Source organism: Streptomyces sp. SCUT-3 (assembly GCF_014083985.1).
GTDB lineage: Bacteria > Actinomycetota > Actinomycetes > Streptomycetales > Streptomycetaceae > Streptomyces_H > Streptomyces_H thermolineatus.
In genome coordinates, this window is the sequence record NZ_CP046907.1 from 2,827,893 (window position 1) to 2,852,865 (window position 24,973).

The following is a 24,973-nucleotide window of genomic DNA, read 5'->3' on the forward strand; positions in this document are numbered from 1 at the left end:
CGCACTCCGGGAGTCTCTTCAGCAGAGGGCGCGGCACTCGGTGCCCAAGCCCTGACCAGCAGATTTCCACCAGCACGGGGGAGAACCACCATCATGCGCGCACTCCGTTCCCGCACCGTCCGCCACGCCGCCGTCGCCCTGGCCGCCACCGCCCTCACCCTGGGCCTGACCGCCTGCAACGGCGCCACCGACACCGACGCCGGCGGCTCCACGGGCTCCACCGCCTCCGCCGGCTCCGGCAGCGACTCCGGCGGCTCCGGCGGTGCCAAGGGGCAGACCACGGGAGGCTCCTCCACCGGCGGGTCGTCCTCCGGCGGGAAGCAGGAGGAGGGGGACGTCATGAACGGCGGCGGCTCCGCCGACCGCGGCTCGGGAACCGCCGTCTGCGGCACCGGCGACCTCGAGTTCGAGGTGAAGCCGGTCAGCAGGCCGGTCAACCACGTGCTGCTGGTGGTCACCAACACCTCGGACCGGCCCTGCCACGTGATCGACGCCCCGTACGTGCGCTGGGGCGAGGCCCAGTCCTCCTCCCAGATCGTCGAGAGCTCCGCGCCCGAGGCCGAGCCGGAGCTCGCGCCCGGCGGTTCCGCCTACGCCGGTGTCATGACCTCCTCGGCGGGCGAGGACACCGGCGAGGGCGTGGAGGAGACCGAGGTCACCATCACCCTGCGCGACCTCAAGGGCGGGACCGTGCCCGGCACCCTCAGCGCCTCCACCAACAGCGTCTACATCAGCAACGAGACCGTCACCCACTGGCGGAGCAGCGCCGACGAGGCCCTGACGTACTGACAGCCGCCCTCCCTCCGAAGGCCCCCGACAGGCCGACGCCGCGTCACCCCGCCCTCCCGGAAAGGCATCCCGCGCCCCCGGACACGAAACGGCATGCGTGCCGTCGGTGTTCGGGGGTAGGCGCAGCCCCGAGACGGAACAGACAGCGCAGACAACGCAGGCGGCGCAGACGCGACGACGCCGACGACGGCACGACGGAGGCACGAGATCATGGGTATCGGAGGCTGCATCGGTCTCATAGCCATCGGAGCGATCCTGACGTTCGCGGTGGACCTGGAACTGTCCGGCATCAACGTCGATCTGATCGGGCTGATCATGATGGCGGTGGGCATGATCGGCCTCGCCGTGTACGTGACCATCTTCAAGCGCCGCCGCATGCAGCCGCCGCCCCCGGCGGCCCCGGTCATAGAGGACCACAACTACTACCACTGAGTGCGCGGTGCGCGAGCGCACCCCACGAGCAGCGGCCGCGTTCCCTCGTCCCCCGGGGAACGCGGCCGCTTCGACGTCCCGCTCGCCGGGGGACGCTCAGCCCGCCCCCACTACGCGGGCCAGGTCGTCCTGGTCGGCGCCCGCGCACGGCTCGGCCCCCTTCGGCACACCCCCCTCGGGATCCCCCGCGCGGGACACGGCGCAGACCTGGACGTCGAACGTGTCACCCACCGGCAGCATCGGCGTGTATTTCGTACGGCCGGTGGCCACCTCGGCGCGCTGACGGTCCGCGGGGGAGGTGCTGACCGTCACCGGGTCCCCGGGCCGGGCCCCCGTCAGCTTCCCCCAGACCGCCTTGCACTCCTTGCTGTGCCGGACCTCCACCCGCATCACGCCCGCCTCCCCCTCGGCCAGGGTCCGCGCGTCGTCGCAGCGGGACTCCTTCGGGTCGAGCCCGCGGCAGGTCTCTCCCCCGCAGGCCGGGGAGGCCGGTGAAGCCGGTGAGGCCGAGGGGACGGCCGCGGCCTTCCCGTCGTCCTCCCCGGGGAGCAGCACCCCGAGGACGGAACTCACCACCGCTCCCACGATCGTGACGGCCACCGCGCCGATCAGCGTCTCGGGCCCGTGCCTGCGCACCCACGAGCGGCGGTCCGCCCGGGGTGCCCCGGCCCCGTCCGGTTGCTGCGCGGCACCGTCTGCCGCGGCGTCCGTTCCTTGTGCGTCACCAGCCATACAGGCCTCCCCCGAGGCAGCTCGTCCACATGACAGGGCGTCACATCATAGGCCACTCAGAGGAACAGGGAAATCACTCACAGCAACGAAAGCTGGCCGTTCCCGGTGCCCGGCGGGTACCGACGGGCACCGGGAACGGCCGCCGCAGGTTCCCGTCAGGCGTCCATGCCGGCCAGGACCAGGGGGAGGCGGGTGGCCCCTCCCGGCACCAGGCGGACCGGGACCCCCCAGTCCTGCTGGTGGACGTGGCAGGCCGGGTACTCGACGTCCGGCGCGTCGTCGCAGGACGCCGCCATCGCCGAGACGTGCAGGACCCCTTCGCCGGGACCGTCCGCGGCCAGGACGATCTCGCGGCTCAGGTCCGTGCCCGCGCCCTCGCCGGAAGCGATGAGCTCCGGCGGGGTGGCGCTGACCAGCAGCCGGGTCGAGGGACCGTAGCGGTCGTCCAGCTTCTGCCCGGCCGGGGCGGAGAAGACGACGTCCAGGCGCAGCGCGCCCGGTGCGACCTCGGTGGCCGGCCGCCGGGTGCGGTGCGCCGCGGACTCGACCCGCACCGCCTCCTCGGGCAGCCGCAGCCGGGTCAGCCGGTGGGCGGCGGACTCCACCACCACGACGTCACCGCCGACGAGCACCGCGTCCGACGGCTCGCGCAGGTCGGTGGCGAGCGTGGTGACCTCCTGCGAGACCGGGTCGTAGCGGCGCAGCGCGTGGTTGTAGGTGTCGGAGACGGCGACCGAGCCGTCCGGGAGCGCGGTGACGCCCAGCGGGTGCTGCAGCAGGGCCTGCCCGGCCGCGCCGTCGCGGTGACCGAAGTCGAACAGGCCGGTGCCGACCGCGGTGCGGACCACGAAGCCGGAGCCGCCCTCCTCGCCCTCCCCGTCGGCCCGCTCGACCCAGCGGACGGCCGAGCTCTCGGAGTCCGCGACCCACAGCCGGTCACCGGCCGCCGCCAGGCCGGAGGGCTGGGAGAACCACGCCTGCTCCGCCGGGCCGTCGACCAGGCCCTCGTTGGTGGTGCCCGCCTCGACGGCGACGGTGCCGCGCGCGGGGTCGTAGGACCACAGCTGGTGGACGCCGGCCATGGCGATCCACAGCCGGCCGGCGAACCAGGCCACGTCCCAGGGGGAGGACAGGGCGACCTCGCGGGCCGGGCCGGAGGCCGGCGAGCCCTGCCACCACTGCTGCCCGGTGCCGGCCAGCGTGGTGACCGAGCCGTCCGACAGCCGCACGCCGCGCAGCGCGTGGTTGACGGTGTCGGCGACGACGACGTCGCAGCCGAGCCGCTCCGCCTCCTCCTCCGGCAGCAGCGCCAGCCCCTGCGGCTCGCTGAACCTGGCCTGCTCCGCCGGGCCGTCGGCGAGCCCGCGCTCGCCGCTGCCGATCCGGCGCACCACGGTCTCGCCGTCCTCCGCCAGCTCCACGAGGGCGTGCCGGGTGGAGTCGGAGACCAGGTAGTGGCCGTCGGGCAGCAGCAGCGCCTTGCCGGGGAAGCGCAGGTCGCCGGCGACCGGCTCCGGCGGCACGTACGGGCTGTCGCCGCGGCGCAGGGTGCCCTTCGCCGCGTGCTCGGCCTCCAGTTCGGCGACGAGCTTCTCCAGGGCGTGCGCGTGGCCCTCGCCCGCGTGCTGGGCGACGACGTACCCCTCGGGGTCGATCACCACCAGGGTCGGCCAGGCCCGCACCGCGTACTGCTTCCAGGTGGCCAGCTCGGGGTCGTCGAGGACGGGGTGGTGGACCTCGTAGCGCTCCACCGCGTCCAGGACGGCCCGGTGGTCGGCCTCGTGGACGAATTTGGGCGAGTGCACGCCGACGACCACCACGGTGTCGCGGTGCTTCTCCTCCAGCTCCCGCAGCTCGTCCAGGACGTGCAGGCAGTTGATGCAGCAGAACGTCCAGAAGTCGAGAATCGCGATCTTTCCGCGGAGGTCGGCGAGGGAGAGTTCCGCACCGCCGGTGTTGATCCATCCGCCCCTGCCGACCAGTTCGGGGGCGCGGACGCGCGCACGTGTAGCCATAACGGCGTCCAACCCCGCCGTGTCCGCGGCTATTCCCCGGCCCGACCCGCCCCGCCTCGCCCCTGCCCGTCCCGACCCCGCGGACGGGCGGCCGGACGGGGCCGCGGTCCTCTCACGCCGCGGCGGCCGCGGCGCGGTAGTCGTGGGCGAGCTGCCGGATGTGCTCGCGGGACTCCTCGGGGGACGCCGCGGCCGCGGTGTGCTCGGCCCAGGCCCGGCGGTACCGCTCCAGGTCGTGCTCCCGGTCCAGCAGCGTGCCGGAGGTCAGGTGCTCCAGCCAGACGTAGTCGGCGGACGGCTCGCCCCGCATCGTGAAGATCGTGCAGGGCGGGTACTGGCCGGGTGTGACGGTGCGGCGCAGGGGGAGCACCCGGACCTCCACCCGGGGGTGCTCGGCCATGGCCAGCAGGTGGTCGAGCTGGTCGGCCATGGTGCGCTCCGTGCCGACGACGGAGTGCAGGACGGTGACGTCGAGCACCGCCTCCAGCCTGCAGTCGCCGGCGAGGAACGCCTCCCTGCGCCTCAGTCCGGTGTCGGTCATCCGGAGTGCCTCGTCCTCCGGGCAGTGGCCGCGGAAGACCGCCGCCGTGTACTCCCCGGTCCGGAGCAGGCCGGGCACGAGCCGGGTCTCGTAGGCGCGGACGAGGCGGCTGTCGGCCTCCAGGGTCAGGTAGTCCCTGAGGTCGTCGCGGAGCTGCGCCCCCTTCTCGGCCCACCAGTCGATCCTGCGCGTGTGCGCGGCGAGGCGTTTGAGGGCCTGCCGCCGGACGGTGTCGTGGAGTCCGTAGAGGGTCAGCAGGTGGTCGAGGTCGAGGGGGCGGACGCCGCGCCGGCCGGCCTCGATCTTGCTGATCTTGGGCTGCCCGCACTGCAGTTCCGCGGCGGCGTCCCCCATGGTCAGTCCCGCGGCCTCGCGCAGGCGGCGCAGTTCGGCGCCGAGCCGGCGGCTGCGCACGGAGGGCGTCTCGGTCCGTTCCATGGGGACATGGTGGTCCGGGGGGCCCGTCCGGAGGGGTTTGTTCCGCACGAGCCGCCGGATCGTGTGAAGCATTTTAGGAATACTTGCCAAAGGAATAGTGATCGAGCAGTCTGACCAGTGGTGATCACCAAGGGTGCAAGATCAGGCACTCAGTGCCACCGTGCGTTCCGCCCGCCCGCGCACTCCGGAGGCCCCATGGATCCGACGGCAGCAGCCCCCCACCCGCCCCGGCCGGGCGGCGTACCCCGGCCCCGGAGCGGCCGCCCCGGGGGCGAGTTCCGTCCCGGGGGCGGGCCCCGTCCCGCCGGGTCCCGCACCGGGGCCGGCCGCGAGTGCAGGCTCCAGTTCTCCTACCACCCGCGCCGCCTTCCCCACCTGCGCGGGATGGTGGAGGCGTCCCTGGGGTGCTGGGGCCTGGAGGCCCTGGCGCACGACAGCACGCTCATCGCCACCGAACTGTGCAGCAACGTGCGCCACACCCCGGGGCGGCAGGGCGAGCTCGCCCTGCGCGAGGTGCCCGGCGGCGTGCGGATCGAGGTGCGGGACGGCTGCCCGACCCTGCCGGCCTTCCCGCTCGAGCCCCCCGACCTGTTCCAGGAGGGCGGGCGCGGCCTCTTCCTCGTGGCGACGCAGGCGACGAGGATCGGGGCCGCGCTGCGCCGCGGCGGCAAGGCGGTCTGGGCCGAGGTGTCGCTGTGGACCCAGCAGAGCCTCGACTTCTGAGGCCCGCGGGGGTCGGTCAGCTCGGCCGGGGCGCCGGGAGGCCCAGGACGCGGTCGCGCAGGACGGGGAAGTCGGCGCGGGTCCGCGCCACGAGGGAGGGGTCGATGTCGGCCCGCAGGACCTGCTCGCCGGCCCCGGCCTCGGCCAGCACCTCGCCCCACGGGTCGACGACCATGCTGTGCCCGGCCTGCTCGATCCCCGCGTGGGTGCCCGCCGTGCAGCAGGCCAGCACGTAGGCCTGGGACTCCACCGCGCGGGCGCGGGCCAGCAGGGTCCAGTGGCCGCGCCGGCGGGCGGGCCAGCCGGCCGGGACGACCATCATCCCGGCGCCGGCGTCGACCAGGAGGCGGAACTGCTCCGGAAAGCGCAGGTCGTAGCAGGTGGCCAGGCCCAGGACGGGGGAGGCGCTTCCTGCGGAGGAGGCCTCCCCGGCGTCGGCCTCCCCGGCGGGGGCCGGGACGGAGAGCGGGGCGGTGACGATCCGGTCGCCGCCGCTCATCGCCACGGCCTCGCCGCGGTCGAACCCGAAGCGGTGGATCTTGCGGTAGGAGGCGCGCAGCACGCCGTCGGGCGAGAACAGCAGCGAGGTGTTGTAGAGGTCGGCGCCGTCGCGCTCCACGATGCTGCCCGCGTGCAGCCACACCCCGGCGTCGCGGGCGGCTTCCGACACGGCGGCGGCGGTGGGGCCGTCGAGGGGCTCGGCCGTCTCCTGCCACAGGTCCTCGGAGAAGGCGCCGACGGTCCACAGCTCGGGGAGGACGACGAGGTCGGACCCGGCCTCCTCCCGTACGAGGCCGGCCACCCGGGCGCGACGCTTTTCGACCGATTCGCCGGGGTCGACGTCAATCTGCAGCAACGAAGCGCGCACAGTATCACCCGTCCTGGGGTTGGGACTGTCACATCGGACATACGATCGTCGGCAGAAGCGCTGCCGCAGTACTCGTGCGCAGCGTAACTTAGGCCAACACGACCAGCGCGCTCCGATCGTTCGAGGGGTCTCGTGACCGTCCATCAGAAGCTGCAGTCCTCCATAGACGCCTGGACCCACTCCGTGGAATCCATATCGGAGCTGGTCGCCCCGCTTGCCGAGAGTGAATGGAACCGGGCGACCGAGTGCCCGGGCTGGTCGGTGCGCGACGTCGTCTCGCACGTGATCGGCGTCGAGTGCGAGATGCTGGGCGACCCCCGCCCGATCCACACGCTCCCGAGGGACCTGTTCCACGTCGTCGACGAGTTCTCCCGGTACATCGAGGTCCCGGTGGACGTCCGGCGCTGCCACACCGCCCCGGAGATGACCTCGGAGCTGGAGTACACGATCATCCGCCGCAGCCGGCAGCTGCGGAACGAGTCCCGCGACCCCGGGACGACCGTGCGCGGCCTGATGGGCAAGGACACCACCCTCGACGAGCTGCTGACCATGCGCGCCTTCGACGTGTGGGTCCACGAGCAGGACCTGCGCCGCGCGCTGCGCGTCCCCGGCAACCTGGACTCCCCCGGCGCCCAACTGGTGCGCGACCGGCTGCTGGAGGCGCTGCCGAAGGTGGTCGCCAAGGACGCCGGGGTCCCCTCGGGGTCCTCCGTGGTGTTCGACGTGACCGGCGAGACGGAGTTCATGCGCACCGTGCGGGTGGACGGGCACGGGCGCGGCAGGCTGGACAGCCACGTGACGCTGGCGCCGACCGTGAGCCTGTCCATGGACTGGGAGACCTACCTGCGGCTGGCCTGCGGCCGGGTGCGGCCGGCCGCGGTGCGCGAGCAGGTCAAGGTGGAGGGGGACGCGGAGCTGGCCTCGGCGGTCCTGGCGAACATGGCCGTCACGCCCTGACCCGGAGCGCCGCCGCGGCGCGGTGGCGGCCGGGGGCGGGGGCGGGGGCGGCCGGGGGCGGCCGGGGGGCGCGTGGCGGGACGCCGGGCGCCCGCCCGCCGGCCGCCCGGCTACCGGGTTTCCGGGGCTCCCGCGGGGACGTGGAAGCTCTCCACGCGGCTGGCGGCGACGCGCTGCCGCTCCAGTTCCGCGGCGCGTCCCCGCAGCCTGAGGATCTGGAAGGTGCCGACGGCCTGGACCGCGAAGACGGTGCAGAAGGCGGCCCGGTAGGCGTGCGGCGGGTAGGCCGAGCCGGCCGGGCCCGCGTGGACCAGGTCCAGGACGGCGCCGACGGCGAACAGCGTGATCATCGAGGCCGTGAAGCCGCCGATGTTGACGATGCCGGAGGCCGTGCCGAACCGTTCCGGCGGGTTCGCCGGGCGCGCGAAGTCGAAACCGATCATCGAACCGGGGCCGCAGGCCCCCATGACCAGGCAGAGGGTGACGAGCAGCCACGCGGGGGCGCGGTCACCGGGCCAGGCCAGGACGGCGGCCCAGGCCGCGGCGTTGGCGCCGACGACGCCGAGGGTCAGCGGCATCCGGGCCCCGTGGTGACGTCCGATCACCTGGCCGAAGACCATGCCGAGGACGATGTTGGAGACGACGACGAGGGTGAGCAGGGCGGAGGCCGTGGCGCGGTCCAGCCCCTGGCCCTCGACCAGGTAGGGCAGGCCCCACAGCAGCAGGAAGACCATCCCGGGGAACTGCGTGGTGAAGTGCACCCACATGCCCAGGCGGGTGCCGGGCTCGGCCCAGGCCGCGGAGAGCCGGCCGGCGATCCCCGCGCGGGTGGTCCGTGCGGCGGGGGGCGGCTCGAGGCCCTCCGGGTGGTCCTTGAGGAAGACCAGGACAAGGAGGAGCACCGCGGCACCGCCGACCGCCGTGCCGACGAAGGTCCGGGTCCACCCCGCGGAGTCCAGGAGCCGGACGAGCAGCACGGTGCTGACGAGGTTGCCCGCCATGCCGACGACGGCGGCCACCTGCGAGACCACCGGTCCCCGGCGTGCAGGGAACCAGCACGAGCCCAGCCGCAGCACGCTCACGAACGTCATCGCGTCGCCGCAGCCGAGCACGGCGCGGGCGACGAGCGCGGGCGCGAAGGAGGTGGAGAGCGCGAAGCCGAGCTGCCCCGCGGTGAACAGCACGATGCCCGCGCTCAGCACCTTCTTCGTGCCGAACCGGTCGACGAGCAGGCCGACGGGTATCTGCATGCCCGCGTAGACGAGGACCTGGAGGATCGAGAAGGTCGACAGGGCGGAGGCGCTGACGCCGAAGCGGTCGGCGGCGTCGATCCCGGCCACGCCCAGGCTGCTGCGGTGGACGACGGCGACCATGTAGACGGCGACGCCGATGCCCCAGACGAAGCGGGCCCGGTGCCCGCCGGGGGGCTCGGCGGGGCGGCCGGCGGAGGACCCGGCGGGTGGCGGCCCCGCAGGGGTCCCGGGGGTTTCGGGGGTTCCGGGGGTTTCGGGCCGCGCGGTCACCGGGCGCCGCCGTCCGTGCCGCCCCGGACGAGGGCGCCGACCCGGGTGATGTGCCGGTGGACCGCGGCCGTCGCGGCCCCGGCGTCCCCGCCGCGCAGCGCTTCGAGGATCTCGGCGTGCTCGGCGATGTTCTTGGTGATGCGGTCGGGGTGGGCGTTCATGGTGGCGACGCCCATGCGCAGCTGGCGGTCCCGGAGCTGGTCGTACAGGTGCGACAGGATGCGGTTGCCGGCCGCGCGCACGATCTCCGCGTGGAAGCAGCGGTCGGCCGCCGCGAACGCGGCCAGGTCTCCCGTCGCGGCGTGGCGGCGCTGCTCCTCCAGCAGTTCCTCCAGCCGCCGGACCAGGGAGTCCGCGGCGGGGAACACCCGGCGGGCGGCGTGCTCCTCGACCAGCAGCCGGGTCTCCAGGACGTCCGCGATCTCCTGTGCGGAGACGGGCAGGACCAGCGCGCCCTTCTTCGGGTAGAGCTTGAGCAGGCCCTCCGCCTCCAGGCGCAGCAGGGCCTCGCGCACCGGGGTGCGGGAGACGCCCACGGCGTCGGCCAGGTCGCCCTCGGTGAGGAGGGTGCCGCCCTCGTAACGGCGGTCGAGCACGGCCTGCTTGACGTGGTGGTAGACGCGGTCGGCGGCCGGCCGGCGGACGGCCTGGGCGGGGGCGGGGGTCGCGGCACTCATGATGCACGCATCATAGATACAACAGGGGCGACGAAGCGGGCCCCGTCCGGATTCCGGACGGGGCCTGCGGGCCGGGGCAACCGGGCCGGACGGGCCCGCACGGGCCCGCGGCGGTGCCCGCGCGGGGCCCGTCTCCGGGCCCCGCGGACGGTCACGACCAGGTCATGAACCGCTTGGGGTGCTCCAGGACCGCCGCGATGTCGGCGAGCACCTTCGAACCCAGCTCGCCGTCGACCAGCCGGTGGTCGAAGGAGAGCGCCAGCGTGGTGACGTGCCGGGGCTTGACCTTGCCCTTGTGCACCCACGGCTGCTCCCGGATCGCGCCGAGGGCCAGGATCGCCGACTCCCCCGGGTTGAGGATGGGGGTGCCGGTGTCGACGCCGAAGACGCCCACGTTGGTGATGGTCACCGTGCCGCCGGACATGTCGGCCGGGGAGGTCTTGCCCTCCCTGGCGGTGGCCACCAGGCCGGCCAGGGCCGAGGCCAGCTCCGTCAGGGTCTTCGTCCCGGCGTCCTTGATGTTGGGGACGATCAGCCCGCGCGGGGTGGCCGCCGCGATGCCCAGGTTGACGTAGTCCTTGACCACGATCTCCTGGTTCTCCTCGTCCCAGGAGGCGTTGATCTCCGGGTTGCGACGGATCGCGATCAGCAGGGCCCGGGCGACGAGCAGCAGCGGGTTGATCCGCACGCCCGCCAGGTCCGGGTCCGCCTTGAGCTCGCTCACCAGCTTCACCGTGCGGGTGACGTCCACCGTGACGAACTCGGTGACGTGCGGCGCGGTGAAGGCGCTGGAGACCATGGCCTGCGCGGTGGCCTTCCGCACGCCCTTGACGGGGATGCGGCGCTCCCGGCCGGTCCGGTCCGTCCCGGGTGCCGCTGCCGCCGGGGCGGCCGGGGCGGGGGCGGGCGCCGGTGCGGGGGCTGCGGCGGCCTCGGGCCGCGGGGCGGCCGCGGCGTGCACGTCCTCGCGGGTGACGGTGCCGCCGGGCCCGGTGGGGACCACGGCCGTCAGGTCGATGCCCAGGTCCTTGGCGAGCTTGCGGACCGGGGGCTTGGCCAGCGGCCTGGTGCCGGCGCCGCCGTGCCCGTTGGCACCGGACACGGGTGCCGGTGCGGGCGCGGGTGCCGCCGGAGCGGGCGCGGGTGCCGGTGCGGGCGCGGGTGCCGGTGCGGCGGCGCCGGGCTGCGGCTTGCGGGGGCGGCGCTTGGCGGAGGTGCTGCGCGGCCCGTAGCCGACCAGCACCGAGCGGCGCTCCTCCTTGGGCTCGTCGGCAGGGGCGGGGGCCGGGGCGGCCTGCGGCTCGGCGGCCGGTGCGGGCACCGGGGCGCCGCCGCCCGAGGGGTCGGTGTCGACGCTGATGATGGTGGTGCCCACGTCGACCGTCGTGCCCTCCTCGAAGCGCAGCTCGTGCACCACGCCGTCGAAGGGGATGGGCAGTTCGACGGCGGCCTTGGCGGTCTCGACCTCGCAGACCACCTGCCCGTCGGTGACGGTGTCGCCGGGGGCGACGTACCACTTGAGGATCTCGGCCTCGGTGAGCCCCTCGCCCACGTCGGGCATCTTGAACTCACGGAAGCGCTGCGTTGTGGCAGTCACGGTCACAACATCTCCTCGCTCTCAGAACGCCAGGGCGCGGTCGACGGAGTCGAGCACGCGGTCCAGACCCGGCAGGTACTCCTCCTCCAGGCGGGACGGCGGGTACGGGGCGTGGAATCCGCCGACCCGCAGCACCGGTGCCTCGAGGTGGTAGAAGCAGCGCTCGGTGATCCGCGCGGCGATCTCCGCACCCGTGCCGAGGAACACCGGCGCCTCGTGCACGACCACCAGCCTGCGGGTCTTCTCCACGGACTTCTGCAGGGTGTCGAAGTCCACGGGGCTGAGGGTACGCAGGTCCACGACCTCCAGGCTGCGGCCCTCCCCGGCGGCGGCCTCGGCGGCCTCCAGGCAGACCTTCACCATCGGGCCGTAGGCAGCCAGCGTCAGGTCGGTGCCCTCCCGGGCGACCCGCGCCCGGTGCAGGTCCTGCGGGACCCCGTCCTTGTGGACCTCGCCCTTGTCCCAGTAGCGGCGCTTGGGCTCGAAGAAGATCACCGGGTCGTCGCCGGCGATCGCCTGCCTGAGCATCCAGTAGGCGTCCGCCGGGTTCGACGGGGAGACGCACTTCAGGCCCGCGACGTGGGCGAACAGCGCCTCGGGGGACTCGCTGTGGTGCTCGACCGCGCCGATGCCGCCCGCGAAGGGGATGCGGACGACCACCGGCAGCTTGACCTTGCCCAGCGACCGGGCGTGCATCTTCGCCAGCTGCGTCACGATCTGGTCGTACGCGGGGAAGACGAAGCCGTCGAACTGGATCTCCACCACCGGGCGGTAGCCGCGCAGGGCGAGGCCGACGGCGGTGCCGACGATGCCGGACTCGGCGAGCGGGGTGTCGATCACCCGGTCCTCGCCGAAGTCCTTCTGCAGTCCGTCGGTGACCCGGAAGACGCCGCCGAGCTTGCCGACGTCCTCCCCCATGACGAGGACCTTGGGGTCGGAGTCCATCGAGTCGCGCAACGCCTCGTTGAGGGCCTTGACGATCGTCATCTGCGCCATGATCAGTGCCCCTCCACGAACGATGCCAGGTACTCGGCGAACTGCGCGCGCTCCTCGTCGACCAGCGCGTGGCCGTCGGCGTAGACGTTCTCGAAGATCGCCATGGTGTCGGGGTCGGGCATCTGCCGCACCCCTTCGCGCACGCGCTTGGCCAGCTGGTCGCTCTCGGCCTCGACGGCGGCGAAGAAGTCGTCGTCGGCGTGGCCGGCGCGGGTCAGGTGGGCGGCGAGGCGGGCGATGGGGTCCTTCTTCTCCCAGTCGGCCAGCTCGCTGTCCGCGCGGTAGCGGGTGGAGTCGTCGGAGGTGGTGTGGGGGGCCATCCGGTAGGTGAAGGCCTCGACCAGCATGGGGCCGTTGCCGGAGCGGGCGTGCTCCAGCGCGGCCCGGGTCACGGCGAGGACGGCGAGGACGTCGTTGCCGTCGACCCGCACGCCGGGGAAGCCGAAGCCGGCGGCGCGCTGGTAGATCGGCACCCGGCTCTGCTTCTCGGTGGGCTCGGAGATCGCCCACTGGTTGTTCTGGCAGAAGAAGACCACGGGGGCGTTGTAGACGGCGGAGAAGGTGAACGCCTCGGCCACGTCGCCCTGGCTGGACGCGCCGTCGCCGAAGTAGGCGATCACGGCGGAGTCCGCACCGTCCTTGGCCACGCCCATCGCGTAGCCGGTGGCGTGCAGGGTCTGGGAGCCGATGACGATGGTGTAGAGGTGGAAGTTGTTGCTGTTGGGGTCCCAGCCTCCGTGGTTGACGCCGCGGAACATGCCGAGCAGGTTCAGCGGGTCCACGCCGCGGCACCAGGCGACGCCGTGCTCGCGGTAGGTCGGGAAGACGTAGTCGTCGTTCCGCAGCGCGCGACCGGAGCCGATCTGCGCGGCCTCCTGGCCGAGCAGGGAGGCCCACAGGCCCAGTTCCCCCTGGCGCTGCAGGGACGTGGCCTCGGCGTCGAAACGCCGGGTGAGCACCATGTCCCGGTACAGGCCCCGCAGCTCCTCGGGGGTCAGGTCGATGGAGTACTCGGGGTGCTCCACCCGCTCGCCCTCGGGGGTGAGCAGTTGGACCAGTTGCGGTTCGTCCCCCGACGTCGGTACTCCGCCGGGCGCGCTGGGCGCCACGGCACTGCTGTCCACGGTCACGTCCACTCCTCCGTCGTTCCGGCCCCCGGGGTCTTCCGGCGACCGGTTCGGCTCGCCCGGTCCGGGCTGACGCACGGGGTGTGTGCGTGGCCGCTCCGGGCGATGACAGGTGTCCCGTCCGGCGACCCGCAGAAGGAACGTTACCCATTGTGGGTACAAGCGCGCGAAGGGCACTCTTGCTCCTGTTTTGCTTTGAATTCCTAGTAAATGCCGTCTCCGCGGGCTGTCGGGACAACGGGAGGTTATCCCGCGGGGTCGCCCCGCGTAAGGGGGTCAAGGGAAGATCGTTTGCGACTCCCGGTGATTGAAACCGAAAGGAAATATCGACGGTTTTCCGCCGGATGACCGGTTCGCCGTCCGCTCGCGCCCGAACGGGCCGCGATCACGGGCGCCGCGCGGAGTTGATCTACGATCGGCGCCGTGACTGGCAGTAGCACGGCAACTCCGCCGCTCCCCGCCGGCACCCTGAGCGCCGTCACCCGCCACTACCGGGCCGGCGAACCGCAGTCCTGCGAGCCCGTCGCGCACGGCCTGCTCAACCGGGGTTACCGGCTCTCCACCTCGCGGGGCGAGTTCTTCCTCAAGCACTACCTCGACGGCGACGAGGCCCTCATCGCCCGGCAGCACCGTGCCACCCTGCGCCTGGAGGGCATGGGGCTGCCCGTCGCCCCGCCCCTGCCCGCCCGCGACGGGCGCACCGTCACCGTCCTGGACGGCCGCCGCTTCGCGCTCTACCCGTGGATCGAGGGACGGCACCGGGAGGGCGTGGAACTGAGCGTGGAGCAGTCCCGCCGCCTCGGCTCGCTGCTCGGCACCGTCCACACCTGCCTGGCCCGGGTCCAGCAGGCCGTCGAGCAGCCGCCGTCCCGGGAGAGCGCCGACCCCGCCGACACCCACCGGCTGATCGGCGACCTGCTGGGCCGGATCCGGCAGCGGGACCGCCGCGACGCCTTCGACCGCCTCGCCGAGCGGCGGCTGGCCGAGCGCCGGGAACTGCTGGAGCGGCACGCCCACCGGCGGCCGCGGGCCGGCACGGAACCGGCCAGCGGCTGGGTGCACGGCGACTTCCACCCGCTGAACGTCCTCTACCGGGGCCCCGAACCGGTGGCGATCGTGGACTGGGACCGCCTCGACGTCCAGCCGCGGGCCGAGGAGGCGGTCAGGGCGGCCGCGATCTTCTTCCTCCGGCCCGGCTGCGGCACCCTGGACCTGGACAAGGTGCGCGCCTACGCGCGGGCCTACCGCCGAACCGCCCGGGCGTCCGCCGGGGAACTGGCCGCCGCCGTGCACCGCGTCTGGTGGGAGCGGCTCAACGACTTCTGGATGCTGAGCTGGCGGTACCAGCTGCAGGACCACCGGACCGACCCGCTCTTCCCGGCCGCGGCGGCACTGGTGGTGTGGTGGACCCGCGAGTACGACGCGGTGCTGGCCGCCTTCGCCCGCTGACCCGCGGACCGGGGACTGCGGACCGGGGGCCGCGGGCCTGCGGGTCGGCCGACCCGCGGACCCGCCGACCCGCCGGGCCACGGCCCCGCGGCCCCCGGCCGGTCAGCCGCCGGTGCTGCCGTCGATGACGCCGCCGGTGTCGGCCCCGCCCGCCGGGTCGGCACCGCCCGCACCGTCCGTCGTGCCGGTGGTCGTGTCACCGGTGGTCTCGCCCGTGGTGGTCTCGCCCGTGGCGGTCTCGCCGGAGGAGCCCCCGGTGCTGCCGCCGGTGGACCCGCCGCTGCCGCCGCTCCCGCTCGTCGTGCTCCCGCCGGAGTTCGTGGGACCGGAGGTGTCCGGCGGCGCGGCCGACCCGGTGTCCTCGCTCGGGGAGGGCGTGGGGCTGTAGTAGCCGCCCCCGCCGCCGGGGTTGGTGTTCCAGCCCCCGGAGCCGGTGTCCCCGGTCTCGGGAGCGGACGTCCCGGAGGAGGGTTCCTCCGTGGGGTCCTTCTTCTCGCTCTTGGTGACGCTGGGCTTCGGGTCCTTCTCGGGCTCCTTGCCGGAGTTGTCGTCGGGGCTCACGGCGAACCAGACGCCGAGCGAGACGGCCAGCACCGCGGCGACCACGAACAGCACCGCCTTGCCCCAGGGGCTCCCGCCCCGGCCGCCGGCCGGCGAGGCCCCGGAGGGGTGCTCGCCCCCGGGCGGGCCCATCAGCAGCGGCGGCCTCAGCTCCGCCGTGCTGTTGAACTTCATCGTGGACGCGACGGGGCTCTCGCCGTGGGCCGCGCCGACGGCCGCCGTGCCCGCGGCCGGGGTGGCGCCGACGTGCCCGGTGCCCCAGGCGCCGGTGTTGCCGCCCACGTCGTTGAGCATGCGCAGCGCGTACTGGACCTCGCCGCGCATCTCCTCGGCGCTCTGGTAGCGGTCGTCCGGCTCCTTGGCCAGCGCCCGCAGCACCAGTCCGTCCAGCTCCGGCGGCACCCGGTCGGAGACCTCCGAGGGCACCCGCGGGTCGTCCTGCACGTGCTGGTAGACCACCGACAGCGGGGTCTCGCCGGTGAAGGGGGGCCGCAGCGCCAGCAGTTCGTACAGCAGGCAGCCGACGGCGTACAGGTCGGAGCGGGCGTCGACGGCGCGGCCGAGCGCCTGCTCCGGGGAGAGGTACTGCGGGGTGCCCATGACCATGCCGGTCTGGGTCATGGTGCTCTGCGCCCCGTGCAGGGCACGGGCGATGCCGAAGTCCATGACCTTGACCGCGCCGGTGTTCGTGATGATCACGTTCGCGGGCTTGATGTCGCGGTGGACGATGCCGTGGTGGTGGCTGTATGCCAGGGCCTCCAGCACGCCGGAGACGATGATCAGGGCCTGGTCGACCGGCGGCGCCTCGGAGTTGAGAAGCAGGTCCCGGATGGTGTTGCCCTCGACCAGCTCCATGACGATGTACGGCACGGTGTCGCTGCCGACGACGTCCTCGCCCGAGTCGTAGACGGCCACCACCGCATGGTGGTTCAGCCCGGCCACGGCCTGCGCCTCACGCGTGAAGCGGGCCTTGGAGACCGGGTCCTCCGCCAGGTCGGCGCGCAGGAGCTTCACCGCGACGGTGCGCCCGAGACGGACGTCCTCCGCGGCGAACACCTCCGCCATGCCGCCGCGCCCCAGCCGGCGGGTCAGCCGGTAGCGGCCCTCGCCGACCACGCCTCCGTTGCCCCACTGCTGCGGGGAGTCGGGCACCCCGGCGCCGTCCGAGCCGGGGCCGCTGGGCTCCCCGGCGGATTGCGTCTGTGCCATCAGTCCTCGCCGTCGCTCATCGGCCGTTCACGGTCCACTACCGAAGAACGCTACCGCCTCCGGGCGGGGCCGTGGGACCCGCGGCCGGATGCACGGGCCGCGCGCACGCGGTCGTGCGCCGGTTCGAGCGGCCGGAAGGGCCCCCGGTAGCGTAGGGCACCGCCGCAGGTGACGGATCGGTGAAGCAACTTGACGTGTCCGTGCACTACGGCAGACTTGGCGGACGGGATACGGACGGGCATGACCAGCATGGGGTGCAGCGCAGTGCGCCGAGGGGGAACCAGATGACCGCGACCGGCGCGCACGACGGCCAGCAGACCGATCCGGGCGGGGGTCGCTCCTTCGGAAACGGCCGCTACCAGCTGCGCAGTCTGCTCGGTGAGGGCGGCATGGCCTCGGTCCACCTCGCCTACGACACCGTGCTGGACAGACCGGTCGCCGTCAAGACGCTCCACACCGAACTCGGGCGCGAGCAGTCCTTCCGGGAGCGCTTCCGCCGCGAGGCCCAGGCCGTCGCCAAGCTCAACCACACCAACATCGTCTCGGTGTACGACTCCGGCGAGGAGCCCGGCACCGACGGCGGCGCCGCCACCCCGTACATCGTCATGGAGTACGTCGAGGGCAAGCCGCTGCGCCAGGTGCTGGACGAGGACGTCGCCGAGCACGGTGCGATGCCCACCGAGAAGGCGCTGAAGATCACCGCGGACGTGCTGGCCGCGCTCGCCGCGAGCCACGAGATGGGCCTGGTCCACCGCGACATCAAGCCGGGCAACGTCATGGTGACCAGGCGCGGTGTGGTCAAGGTCATGGACTTCGGCATCGCCCGGGCCCTGCAGTCCGGCGTGACGTCGATGACCCAGACCGGCATGGTGGTCGGCACCCCGCAGTACCTATCCCCGGAGCAGGCGCTCGGCCGCGGCGTCGACGCCCGTTCCGACCTGTATTCGGTGGGTTGCCTGCTCTTCGAGCTGCTGACCGGCCGCCTGCCCTTCGACGGCGACTCGCCCCTGTCGATCGCCTACCAGCACGTCCAGGAGGAGCCCCCGGCCCCCTCCTCCGTCAACCGCGCCGTGCCCCCCGCCGTGGACGCCCTGGTCGCCCGCGCGCTGAGGAAGAACCCGGCCGACCGCTTCCCGACCGCCGAGACGATGCAGGAGGAGGCCCAGCGGGTCGCCTCCGCGGCCAAGGGCGGCAACACCCCGCTGGTGATCGGCGAGGGCCCGCGGGCCCACGGCGCCGGCGGCGGCGAGGGCATCTCCTCGGCGGTCTTCCCCCGGGTCCAGGCCGACCTGGGCACCCCGCCGCCCCAGGTGCAGACCCCGTACCGGCCGCAGGGCGGCTACCCCACCCCGCACCCGCAGCAGGGCGCTCCGCACCACCCGATGGCCGGGCCGATGGGCCCCTCGACGCCGCCTCCCGGACCGATGGGGCACTCGACCCCGCCGCCCGGACCGGTCCCGCACCAGCCGCACCCCGCCCCTGCGCCGATGGCCATGAGCATGGGGCCCGGCGGCCCGGGCGGCCACGGCATGCACACCCCGCCGCCGGCGCCGGCGTTCAACCCGCAGCCGCAGAACCCCCAGTCGGGCGGCAACGGGTGCTCGACCGCGCTGATCATCGTCGGCAGCGTCATCGGCGTGCTCATCCTGATCGTCGTGATCATCGTGTCCGCCGTCGCCAACTCCGACGACACCAAGACCGGGAGCAGCGGCGGCAGCACCGGCAGCACCGGCTACGAGCCGGACGACAGCGGCGACAGCGGCGGCACCGGCGAGGAGGACTCCCGCGACACCGGCGGCAGCAGCGGCGGCTCCTCCGACGGCAACCCCGCCCGCCCCGCCGTCGAGACCTCCGACTGCACCGAGGCCAGCGAGTCGTACATCGAGGAGGACGCCGTCTCGATGCCCGAGTTCACGCTGAAGGACGCCGCCTCGGTGCGCGCCTGCATCAAGGCTGCGGGCTGGAAGTACGAGGAGAAGACGATCGACGAGGACCTGTGGGGCAAGGGCACCGTCATCGAGCAGTCCCCGGCCAAGTACAAGCCCCTCGGCGACGGCGACACCGTCACCATCTGGGTGTCCACCGGCAAGGCCGCCGAGTAGGACACGGCGGGCACCGGGCCGCTGCGGCGGACACCGGAGCGGCGCACGAAACGGTGGGCCGGGCGGCGCGGACGCGCCACCCGGCCCACCGTCGTCGCGGAACCCCGCAACCCGGGCCGGGGCCCTTACAGGTACGGGCCGGGCCCTACAGGTACGGGCCGGACCGGCCGCCCTGCTCCTCGGACTGCTCCGGGCCGAGGGCACCGGGCGGCAGGGCCCGCCGCATCTGCTCCAACTGCGCGCGGGCGGCCATCTGCTGGGCGAACAGGGCGGTCTGGATGCCGTGGAAGAGGCCCTCCAGCCAGCCGACCAGCTGGGCCTGGGCAATCCGCAGCTCGGCGTCGCTGGGCACCGAGTCGTCGGTGAACGGCAGGGACAGCCGCTCCAGCTCCTCGACGAGCTCGGGGGCCAGGCCCTGCTCCAGCTCCTTGACCGAGCCGGCGTGGATCTCCCTGAGCCGCACCCGGCTGGCCTCGTCGAGAGGTGCCGCCCGCACCTCCTCCAGAAGCTGCTTGATCATGCTGCCGATCCGCATGACCTTGGCGGGCTGCTCGACCATGTCCGTCACCGGGGTCTCGCGCGGTTCCTCGTCGCCGTCGCCGCCGGGGGCCACGCCGCCGAGGGCCATGCCGTCGGGACCGACGACCAGGATCTGCGGGCTCTCCTGCGACCGTTCGTTCATCGGCATCTCCATGCGGCCCATTGTCCCGTACGCGGTCCCGCCCGGGGACGCGGGTTCCGGCCCGGGCCCCGGGCCGCACGCCCCGGGCCCCCAAGGACCCCGCGCCGGATCCCGGAGGGCCCCGCGCCGGGCCGCCGCACGCGTCAGCCGCCGCGTCCGGCCAGGAGGTCCTCGCAGCGGTCGAGCCAGCGCATCTCGGCCTCGGCCCGCAGGACCAGCCGCTCCATGACCAGCAGCCGGGCCGTGCCCTCCGGGTCCGCGGCGCCCCCCGGCGCCGGAGCGGCGAGCGCCTCGTCCCTGCTCCGCACGCGCTCCCGGACGGTCTCGGCGGTGCGGCGCCGCTGGGCCCGGACGACCTCCCGGACGTCCACCCCGGGGGTGGTGGCCGCCATGGCGAGCTTGATGGCGAGCTCGTCGCGCGGGGACCCGACGGGCCCGGCGGGCGTGCCGAACCACGACCTCAGCTCGGCACGGCCCGCTTCGGTGACGGCGTAGAGCGAGTGGCCGGCCTCGTCCTCGCCCGCGGCCGCGACGAGGCCGTCCCGCTCCAGGCGGCCCAGGGTGGTGTACACCTGACCGACGTTCAGCGGCCAGGCGGAACCGGTCCGGGCCTCGAACTCGGTGCGCAGCTGGTAGCCGTAGCGGGGACCACTGTCGAGCAGGGCGAGCAGCCCGTGGCGGATGGACATGGCCGGTGTGTATACCGAGTATGCGGCCGGGGGGACAAGGCGGGGGACAAATGGCGCGTACCGCCCGGCCGGAGGAGCCGGCGCCGGAGGGACGGGCCGCCCGGGGCGAGCCGCAGGGACAGCCGCAGGAGAGGGGAGCCCGGGCCCCGGGAAAGGGGAGCCCGGGCCCCGGGCGCGTCAGGGGGTCATGGGGTCAGGGGGTCAGGGCCGGCAGGTCAGGGGGTCAGGAGGATCTTGCCCACGTGGCCGGAGGCCTCCACCACCCGGTGGGCCTCGGCCGCGTCCCGCATCGGCAGGACGCGGTCCACCACCGGGCGGACCCGGTCGGTCTCCACCAGCGGCCACACGTGCTCGCGGACCGCCGCCACGATCGCGGCCTTCTCGTCCAGGGGCCGGCCGCGCAGCGAGGTCGCGGCCACCGCGCCGCGCTTGTTCAGCAGCTTGCCGATGTTCAGTTCGCCCTTGACCCCGCCCTGCATGCCGATGATCACCAGCCGTCCGTTGACGGCCAGGGCGTCGACGTTCCGGTCGAGGTACTTGGCGCCCATGATGTCCAGGATCACGTCCGCCCCGGCTCCGTCCGTGGCCTCCCGGACGCGCTGCACGAAGTCCTCGGTGCGGTAGTCGACCAGGACGTCGGCGCCCAGCTCGCGGCACCGCTCCAGCTTCTCCGGGGTGCCCGCGGTCACCGCCACCGTGGCGCCGACCGCCTTGCCCAGCTGGATCGCCATCGTGCCGATCCCGCTGGACCCGCCGTGCACCAGCAGGGTCTCCCCGGGCCGCAGGTGGGCCACCATGAACACGTTCGACCACACCGTGCACGCCACCTCCGGCAGGGCGGCCGCCGTCACCGTGTCCAGGCCCTCGGGGACCGGCAGCAGCTGGCCGACCGGCACCACCACCTTCTCGGCGTAGCCGCCGCCCGCGAGCAGCGCGCACACCTCGTCGCCCACCGACCAGCCGCCGACCCCGTTGCCCGTCGCCACGATCCGGCCCGAGCACTCCAGGCCCGGGTAGGGGGACGATCCGGGCGGGGGGTCGTAGAAGCCCTGCCGCTGGAGGAGGTCCGCGCGGTTGACGGCCGAGGCGGCCACCTCGACGAGCACCTCGCCGTCGCCGGGCACCGGGTCCGGGACCTCCGCCCAGACCAGCGCCTCGGGGCCTCCGGGTTCGGGAATCGTGATCGCATGCATGGGCGGGAGGCTACCCGCCCCTCCTGCGGCTCACCGGGTCTGCTGGTCCCCGTTCCTCCGCGTGGGCTCTGCCGAGGAGCGGCGCACCGTGATGACCCGGTCGGTGGGCTCCAGCACCGCGGCGTCCGGCTCGTCGTACCGCAGGAGGCGGTGGCCGCGCAGGACGGCGATGACCAGGTCCTCGCAGGCGCGCGGCGACTTGCCGGCCTCCGCCTTGGTCACCGTGCGCTCCATCAGGTCCAGGCCGCTGCCGTAGGTGATCAGGTCCTCCATCACCTCGCCCGCGCTGGGGCTGAGCATCGACATGCCCAGTATCCGGCCGGCCGCGCTGGACGTGGTGACGACCGCGGTGGCTCCGGACTGGCGCAGCAGCGGGACGTTCTCCTCCTCGCGCACCGCCACCACGATCCGCGCCGCCTTGTTGAGCTGGCGGGCGGTCAGCGTCGCCAGCACGGCCGTGTCGTCGCGCTGGGCGGCGATCACGATCTCCCGGGCCCGCTGCGCCTCGGCGCTGATCAGCACGGTGCTGCGGGTGCCGTCGCCGACCACGGCGGTGAAGCCCTCGGCGTTGGCCGCCTCGGTGACCTTGCGGCTCGGGTCGACGACCACGATCCGCTCCTTGGGGACACCGCGCCCTATGAGGGTGGCCGCGGCGGACCGCCCCTTGGTGCCGAACCCGACGATGACGGTGTGGTCGCGCATCTGCTTCCTCCAGCGGGCGAGCCGGATCTGCTCGCGGGTGCGTTCGGTCAGCACTTCCAGGGTGGTGCCGACCAGGATGATCAGGAAGAGCACCCGCAGCGGAGTGATGACGAAGATGTTGGTCAGCCGGGCCGAGTCGCTCTGCGGGACGACGTCGCCGTAGCCGGTGGTGGACAGCGTGACGGTCGCGTAGTACGCCGAGTCCAGCAGGCTCAGGGGGTTGTCGTCGGCGCTGTCCTTGTAGCCCGCGCGGTCGAGGTAGACGATCAGGACGGTCAGCAGCAGCACGCCGAGGGCCATGGCCAGCCGCCGCGCCACCTGGCGCTGCGGCGGCGCGAACACGCGGGGGAAGGTGACCCGGTAGCCGGCAGCGGAGTCGTCCGGCTCCTGCTGCTCCTGATGTCCGGGGTGCGTCAGCACACGCTCTCCAGGATCTCGGTCTCGGTACCGGCCGCGGCCCCGCCGGGCGGGACGACGGCGAGTCCGTCGGCCGCAGCCACTCCCCGAAGCATGGCAGGCCCGTTGAAGCGCAGCGGCACCGCCTCCCCGCCCGCGCCCCCGTGCGTCCCGCGCAGGACCACCGGCACCAGCCGGGTGCTCGTGGGGTGCCCCGGCACCGCTGCCGCCAGCGGCACGCGGCGCCGCGGCCGGAGGGGGCGGCCGGCGAGCGCGTCCAGCAGGGGCACGGCCAGCGTGAGGACGCCCGAGACCGCGGCGAGCGGGTTCCCCGGGAGCCCCACCAGGTGGCGGCCGCCGGGGAGGGCGGCGAGCAGCATGGGGTGCCCCGGCCGCACGGCCACGCCGTCGACGAGGAGCCGGGCGCCGAGCCGCTCCAGCACCGGGTGCACGAAGTCGACCGGCCCGCCGGCCGTCCCGCCCGTGGTGACGACCACGTCGGCGGAGCTGCCGGCGACCGCCCGGTGGAGGGCCTCGGCGTCGTCCTCGACCCGGCGCGACGCCACCACCTCGGCCCCCAGGTCCTCCAGCCACGGGGCGAGCAGCGGCCCCAGCGCGTCCCGCACCCGCCCGTCGCGGGGCAGCCCGGAGTCCAGCAGTTCGTCGCCGAGGACGAGGAGCTCCACGGCCGGGCGGGGAACGACGGCCAGCTCGTCGTAGCCGGCCGCCGCGGCGAGACCGAGCACCGCCGGGGTGACGAGGACGCCCGACGGCAGCAGTTCGTCGCCGGAGCGGCACTCCTGGCCGCGCGGCCGCACGTCCTGACCGGGGGCGGGCGCGCCGCGCAGCGCGTGCAGGACCTGCGGGCCCGGCTGTGTGTGCGGCTGTGTGTGCGGCACGCCCGGTTCCGACGGCTGCCGGTGCGACGGTTCCGGGCCGGTGACGCGGCCGTGTTCGCGGCGGAGCACGCCGGTCGCCCCGGGCGGCAACGCCGCGCCGGTGGCGATCCGGACGGCGGTTCCGTCCTCCAGCGGCCCGTCGGCCGACTCGCCGGCCAGCACCTGGCCCGTCAACCGCCAGGGCCCGGGGCCGGCCACCGCCCACCCGTCCATCGCGGACGAGTCGAACGAGGGCAGGTCGGTGAGTGCCTCCAGGGAGGTGGCGAGCGTGCAGCCCAGTGCCTCGGCCGACGGCACCGTCACGGCCGGCAGCGGCCGGGCCGCCCGCGCGGCGGTCCGGCGCGCCCCGTCCCAGTCGGCGTCGTGGGCGGCACTGCCGTGAGCGCCGTGGTGGTGGGCGCTTCGGTGGTGGGTGCCGTGGTGGGCGCCGCCGTGGTGGACGCGGCCGTCGTCCCGGTGGTCCCCGCACGCCGCGGGCTCCCCGGCGGTCCCGGCGCCGGCACGGTCCGGGGAGCCGCCCCGGCCGTCCGGAGCCCCGGACCGCCGCGCGGAGATCCTGGCGAGCGCCAGCAGGTCGTCCTCCTCGGCGCCCCCGGGCTCCGCGTTCCCGCCCCGGACACCCGCGTGCGGGCCCGGGGGCGCGCCGCCCGCGGCGGGACCGCGACGCGGAGCGGAGCCGGAAGCCGGTCGGGGACCGGGGTTCATCCGGACCCGCCCGGCCGTTCGCCGGCCGCCCAGCGTTCGGCCAGCGCGGCGGCCTTCCGGGCCGCCTCGGCGACCGCCTCGGGCCCGCCCCCGGCCTTGGCCGCCGCGTAGCCGACCAGGAAGGTGGTCAGCGGCGCGGCGGGCCGGTCCACCCCGTGGGCGGCGTCACGGGCCAGGTCGAGCAGGCCCTTGACGTCCACCTCGAGTTCCTCGATGCCGAGTTCGGCCTTCGCGGCTGCGGTCCATTCATTCAGCACGGGATCCATCGTCGCCCATCCGTGCCCGGGCCGCCGACAGGTCCTCCCAGGTGTCGCAGTCGAACGCCGCTCCCGCCGGGTCGGGCACGCGGCGCAGGCCGAGCTCCGCGGTGAGCAGCCGCAGCGGGAGCCCGGCCAGGGTGCCGTGCTCCGCGTGCAGCAGTCCGAGTTCCCGCCGCAGGGACTCGGTGCGGTAGGCGCCGGCCAGCGGCTGGTCGCGGCGGTCCGCGTCGACCAGGACCGCCCCGTCCCGGGGTTCGCCCTCTTCCCCCGCCGCGGGACGCGTGCCCGGTTCCGGCTCCGTGCACGCCGCGACGAGGACGCGCACCACCTCCGGGGTGAGGAAGGGCAGGTCGGCCGCGAGCACCACCACGACGTCCGCGGTGACGGCGGCGACCCCGGCCGCCAGGGCCGGCAGCGGGCCGCCGCCGGGCGGGTCCTCGCGCGCCCAGGTGACGGGGCGTCCGGTGGGCCTCCGGGGGCCGACCACCACGGCCCGGCGGGCGGCGGCGCAGGCCGCCAGCACCCGGTCCAGCAGGGTGGTGTCCCCCACCGTCAGGGACGGCTTGTCCGCCCCGCCGAGTCTGCGCGCGGCTCCGCCGGCGAGGACGACCGCGTCGTACGGGGGGAGGGGCGGCTTCGGCATGCCCCGAGTATCCCCCGGGCGGGCGGTGCCGCCGGGCCGGTCGGGACGGCCCGGCGGCACCCCTTCCG

General features: G+C 74.4%; 21 protein-coding genes and 1 pseudogene. 6 read left to right on the forward strand and 16 right to left on the reverse strand.

What is annotated here, in order from left to right; translation table 11 throughout:
- The first annotated feature begins 93 nt into the window (after positions 1-93).
- Both GQS52_RS12400 and GQS52_RS12405 read left to right on the forward strand, forming a co-directional pair.
- Positions 94-789, forward strand: coding sequence for a DUF4232 domain-containing protein (locus tag GQS52_RS12400; protein ID WP_182313519.1), 696 nt, complete (start codon positions 94-96; stop codon positions 787-789).
- A gap of 210 nt (positions 790-999) precedes the next feature.
- Entirely contained in the window at positions 1,000-1,221 is a 222-nt protein-coding gene (locus GQS52_RS12405; RefSeq protein ID WP_182313520.1) for a DUF6458 family protein, read from the forward strand.
- A 96-nt stretch (positions 1,222-1,317) separates the two neighbouring features.
- Here GQS52_RS12405 and GQS52_RS12410 read toward each other — a convergent pair whose 3' ends face one another.
- The 3 genes from GQS52_RS12410 to GQS52_RS12420 form a co-directional block, all read right to left on the reverse strand.
- A complete protein-coding gene (locus GQS52_RS12410) occupies positions 1,318-1,953 on the reverse strand; it encodes a DUF2690 domain-containing protein (RefSeq protein WP_182313521.1) in 636 nt (211 codons plus the stop codon).
- A gap of 155 nt (positions 1,954-2,108) precedes the next feature.
- Positions 2,109-3,968: an NHL domain-containing thioredoxin family protein gene (locus GQS52_RS12415; protein WP_182313522.1), complete on the reverse strand. Its 1,860-nt coding sequence runs from the start codon at positions 3,966-3,968 to the stop codon at positions 2,109-2,111.
- 112 nt (positions 3,969-4,080) lie between these two features.
- Positions 4,081-4,947 carry a helix-turn-helix transcriptional regulator gene (locus GQS52_RS12420; RefSeq protein WP_259370739.1) on the reverse strand — a complete coding sequence of 289 codons (867 nt, stop codon included), beginning with the start codon at positions 4,945-4,947 and terminating at the stop codon, positions 4,081-4,083.
- A gap of 195 nt (positions 4,948-5,142) precedes the next feature.
- On the opposite strand from GQS52_RS12420, the gene GQS52_RS12425 reads away from it, so the two are divergent.
- Positions 5,143-5,670 (forward strand): ATP-binding protein, encoded by a 528-nt coding sequence (locus GQS52_RS12425; protein WP_182313524.1) that lies wholly within the window; start codon positions 5,143-5,145, stop codon positions 5,668-5,670.
- Between the two features lie 16 nt (positions 5,671-5,686).
- Here the strand turns inward: GQS52_RS12425 and GQS52_RS12430 are convergent, their stop codons facing one another.
- Positions 5,687-6,538, reverse strand: coding sequence for a carbon-nitrogen family hydrolase (locus GQS52_RS12430; RefSeq protein WP_182313525.1), 852 nt, complete (start codon positions 6,536-6,538; stop codon positions 5,687-5,689).
- A gap of 132 nt (positions 6,539-6,670) precedes the next feature.
- Here GQS52_RS12430 and GQS52_RS12435 point away from each other — a divergent pair, with 132 nt between their 5' ends.
- Positions 6,671-7,495 (forward strand): maleylpyruvate isomerase family mycothiol-dependent enzyme, encoded by an 825-nt coding sequence (locus GQS52_RS12435; protein WP_182313526.1) that lies wholly within the window; start codon positions 6,671-6,673, stop codon positions 7,493-7,495.
- Positions 7,496-7,605: 110 nt separating this feature from the next.
- On the opposite strand, the gene GQS52_RS12440 is transcribed toward GQS52_RS12435, so the two are convergent.
- The 5 genes from GQS52_RS12440 to pdhA form a co-directional block, all read right to left on the reverse strand.
- On the reverse strand, positions 7,606-9,018 hold the full coding sequence (locus GQS52_RS12440; protein ID WP_259370740.1) for an MFS transporter: 1,413 nt from the start codon (positions 9,016-9,018) through the stop codon (positions 7,606-7,608).
- Positions 9,015-9,695, reverse strand: coding sequence for a GntR family transcriptional regulator (locus tag GQS52_RS12445; protein WP_182313527.1), 681 nt, complete (start codon positions 9,693-9,695; stop codon positions 9,015-9,017). The genes GQS52_RS12440 and GQS52_RS12445 overlap by 4 nt, the downstream gene beginning before the upstream one ends.
- A gap of 151 nt (positions 9,696-9,846) precedes the next feature.
- Positions 9,847-11,292, reverse strand: a complete 1,446-nt coding sequence (locus GQS52_RS12450; protein ID WP_182313528.1) for a dihydrolipoamide acetyltransferase family protein — start codon at positions 11,290-11,292, stop codon at positions 9,847-9,849.
- Between the two features lie 21 nt (positions 11,293-11,313).
- Complete coding sequence (locus tag GQS52_RS12455; protein WP_275946491.1) at positions 11,314-12,279, reverse strand: alpha-ketoacid dehydrogenase subunit beta; 966 nt, start codon at positions 12,277-12,279, stop codon at positions 11,314-11,316.
- A gap of 11 nt (positions 12,280-12,290) precedes the next feature.
- Complete coding sequence (gene pdhA / locus GQS52_RS12460) at positions 12,291-13,412, reverse strand: pyruvate dehydrogenase (acetyl-transferring) E1 component subunit alpha (protein WP_259370741.1); 1,122 nt, start codon at positions 13,410-13,412, stop codon at positions 12,291-12,293.
- A 426-nt stretch (positions 13,413-13,838) separates the two neighbouring features.
- Here pdhA and GQS52_RS12465 point away from each other — a divergent pair, with 426 nt between their 5' ends.
- Entirely contained in the window at positions 13,839-14,864 is a 1,026-nt protein-coding gene (locus tag GQS52_RS12465; protein WP_182313531.1) for a phosphotransferase, read from the forward strand.
- A gap of 102 nt (positions 14,865-14,966) precedes the next feature.
- Here GQS52_RS12465 and GQS52_RS12470 read toward each other — a convergent pair whose 3' ends face one another.
- The gene (locus GQS52_RS12470) at positions 14,967-16,634 is read right to left on the reverse strand and encodes a protein kinase (RefSeq protein ID WP_182313532.1); all 1,668 of its coding nucleotides are present in this window, start codon (positions 16,632-16,634) and stop codon (positions 14,967-14,969) included.
- 284 nt (positions 16,635-16,918) lie between these two features.
- Between GQS52_RS12470 and GQS52_RS12475 the strand changes: the two genes are divergently transcribed.
- On the forward strand, positions 16,919-18,736 hold the full coding sequence (locus GQS52_RS12475) for a Stk1 family PASTA domain-containing Ser/Thr kinase (RefSeq protein WP_182313533.1): 1,818 nt from the start codon (positions 16,919-16,921) through the stop codon (positions 18,734-18,736).
- Positions 18,737-18,881: 145 nt separating this feature from the next.
- Here the strand turns inward: GQS52_RS12475 and GQS52_RS12480 are convergent, their stop codons facing one another.
- From GQS52_RS12480 to GQS52_RS12505, 6 genes and pseudogenes are all read right to left on the reverse strand, one after another.
- Entirely contained in the window at positions 18,882-19,364 is a 483-nt protein-coding gene (locus GQS52_RS12480) for a bacterial proteasome activator family protein (protein WP_259371104.1), read from the reverse strand.
- A 197-nt stretch (positions 19,365-19,561) separates the two neighbouring features.
- Positions 19,562-20,107 carry a PadR family transcriptional regulator gene (locus tag GQS52_RS12485; protein WP_182313535.1) on the reverse strand — a complete coding sequence of 182 codons (546 nt, stop codon included), beginning with the start codon at positions 20,105-20,107 and terminating at the stop codon, positions 19,562-19,564.
- Positions 20,108-20,322: 215 nt separating this feature from the next.
- Positions 20,323-21,300 (reverse strand): NAD(P)H-quinone oxidoreductase, encoded by a 978-nt coding sequence (locus GQS52_RS12490; protein ID WP_182313536.1) that lies wholly within the window; start codon positions 21,298-21,300, stop codon positions 20,323-20,325.
- Positions 21,301-21,330: 30 nt separating this feature from the next.
- A complete protein-coding gene (locus tag GQS52_RS12495) occupies positions 21,331-22,344 on the reverse strand; it encodes a potassium channel family protein (protein WP_259371105.1) in 1,014 nt (337 codons plus the stop codon).
- A gap of 71 nt (positions 22,345-22,415) precedes the next feature.
- The gene (locus GQS52_RS12500) at positions 22,416-24,002 is read right to left on the reverse strand and encodes a molybdopterin molybdotransferase MoeA (RefSeq protein WP_182313537.1); all 1,587 of its coding nucleotides are present in this window, start codon (positions 24,000-24,002) and stop codon (positions 22,416-22,418) included.
- A pseudogene (locus tag GQS52_RS12505) lies at positions 23,999-24,905 on the reverse strand (NTP transferase domain-containing protein). The gene GQS52_RS12500 and the pseudogene GQS52_RS12505 overlap by 4 nt, the downstream one beginning before the upstream one ends.
- Between the last annotated feature and the right edge of the window lie 68 nt (positions 24,906-24,973).

Coding starts and splice junctions, on each gene's coding strand:
- GQS52_RS12415 (WP_182313522.1), bottom strand. CDS start 3,968: ATGGCTACACGTGCGCGCGTCCGCGCCCCCGAACTGGTCGGCAGGGGC.
- GQS52_RS12420 (WP_259370739.1), bottom strand. CDS start 4,947: ATGGAACGGACCGAGACGCCCTCCGTGCGCAGCCGCCGGCTCGGCGCC.
- GQS52_RS12425 (WP_182313524.1), top strand. CDS start 5,143: ATGGATCCGACGGCAGCAGCCCCCCACCCGCCCCGGCCGGGCGGCGTA.
- GQS52_RS12455 (WP_275946491.1), bottom strand. CDS start 12,279: ATGACGATCGTCAAGGCCCTCAACGAGGCGTTGCGCGACTCGATGGAC.
- GQS52_RS12410 (WP_182313521.1), bottom strand. CDS start 1,953: ATGGCTGGTGACGCACAAGGAACGGACGCCGCGGCAGACGGTGCCGCG.
- GQS52_RS12500 (WP_182313537.1), bottom strand. CDS start 24,002: ATGAACCCCGGTCCCCGACCGGCTTCCGGCTCCGCTCCGCGTCGCGGT.
- GQS52_RS12475 (WP_182313533.1), top strand. CDS start 16,919: ATGACCGCGACCGGCGCGCACGACGGCCAGCAGACCGATCCGGGCGGG.
- GQS52_RS12470 (WP_182313532.1), bottom strand. CDS start 16,634: ATGGCACAGACGCAATCCGCCGGGGAGCCCAGCGGCCCCGGCTCGGAC.
- GQS52_RS12405 (WP_182313520.1), top strand. CDS start 1,000: ATGGGTATCGGAGGCTGCATCGGTCTCATAGCCATCGGAGCGATCCTG.
- GQS52_RS12480 (WP_259371104.1), bottom strand. CDS start 19,364: ATGGCCCTCGGCGGCGTGGCCCCCGGCGGCGACGGCGACGAGGAACCG.
- GQS52_RS12445 (WP_182313527.1), bottom strand. CDS start 9,695: ATGAGTGCCGCGACCCCCGCCCCCGCCCAGGCCGTCCGCCGGCCGGCC.
- GQS52_RS12400 (WP_182313519.1), top strand. CDS start 94: ATGCGCGCACTCCGTTCCCGCACCGTCCGCCACGCCGCCGTCGCCCTG.
- GQS52_RS12490 (WP_182313536.1), bottom strand. CDS start 21,300: ATGCATGCGATCACGATTCCCGAACCCGGAGGCCCCGAGGCGCTGGTC.
- GQS52_RS12485 (WP_182313535.1), bottom strand. CDS start 20,107: ATGTCCATCCGCCACGGGCTGCTCGCCCTGCTCGACAGTGGTCCCCGC.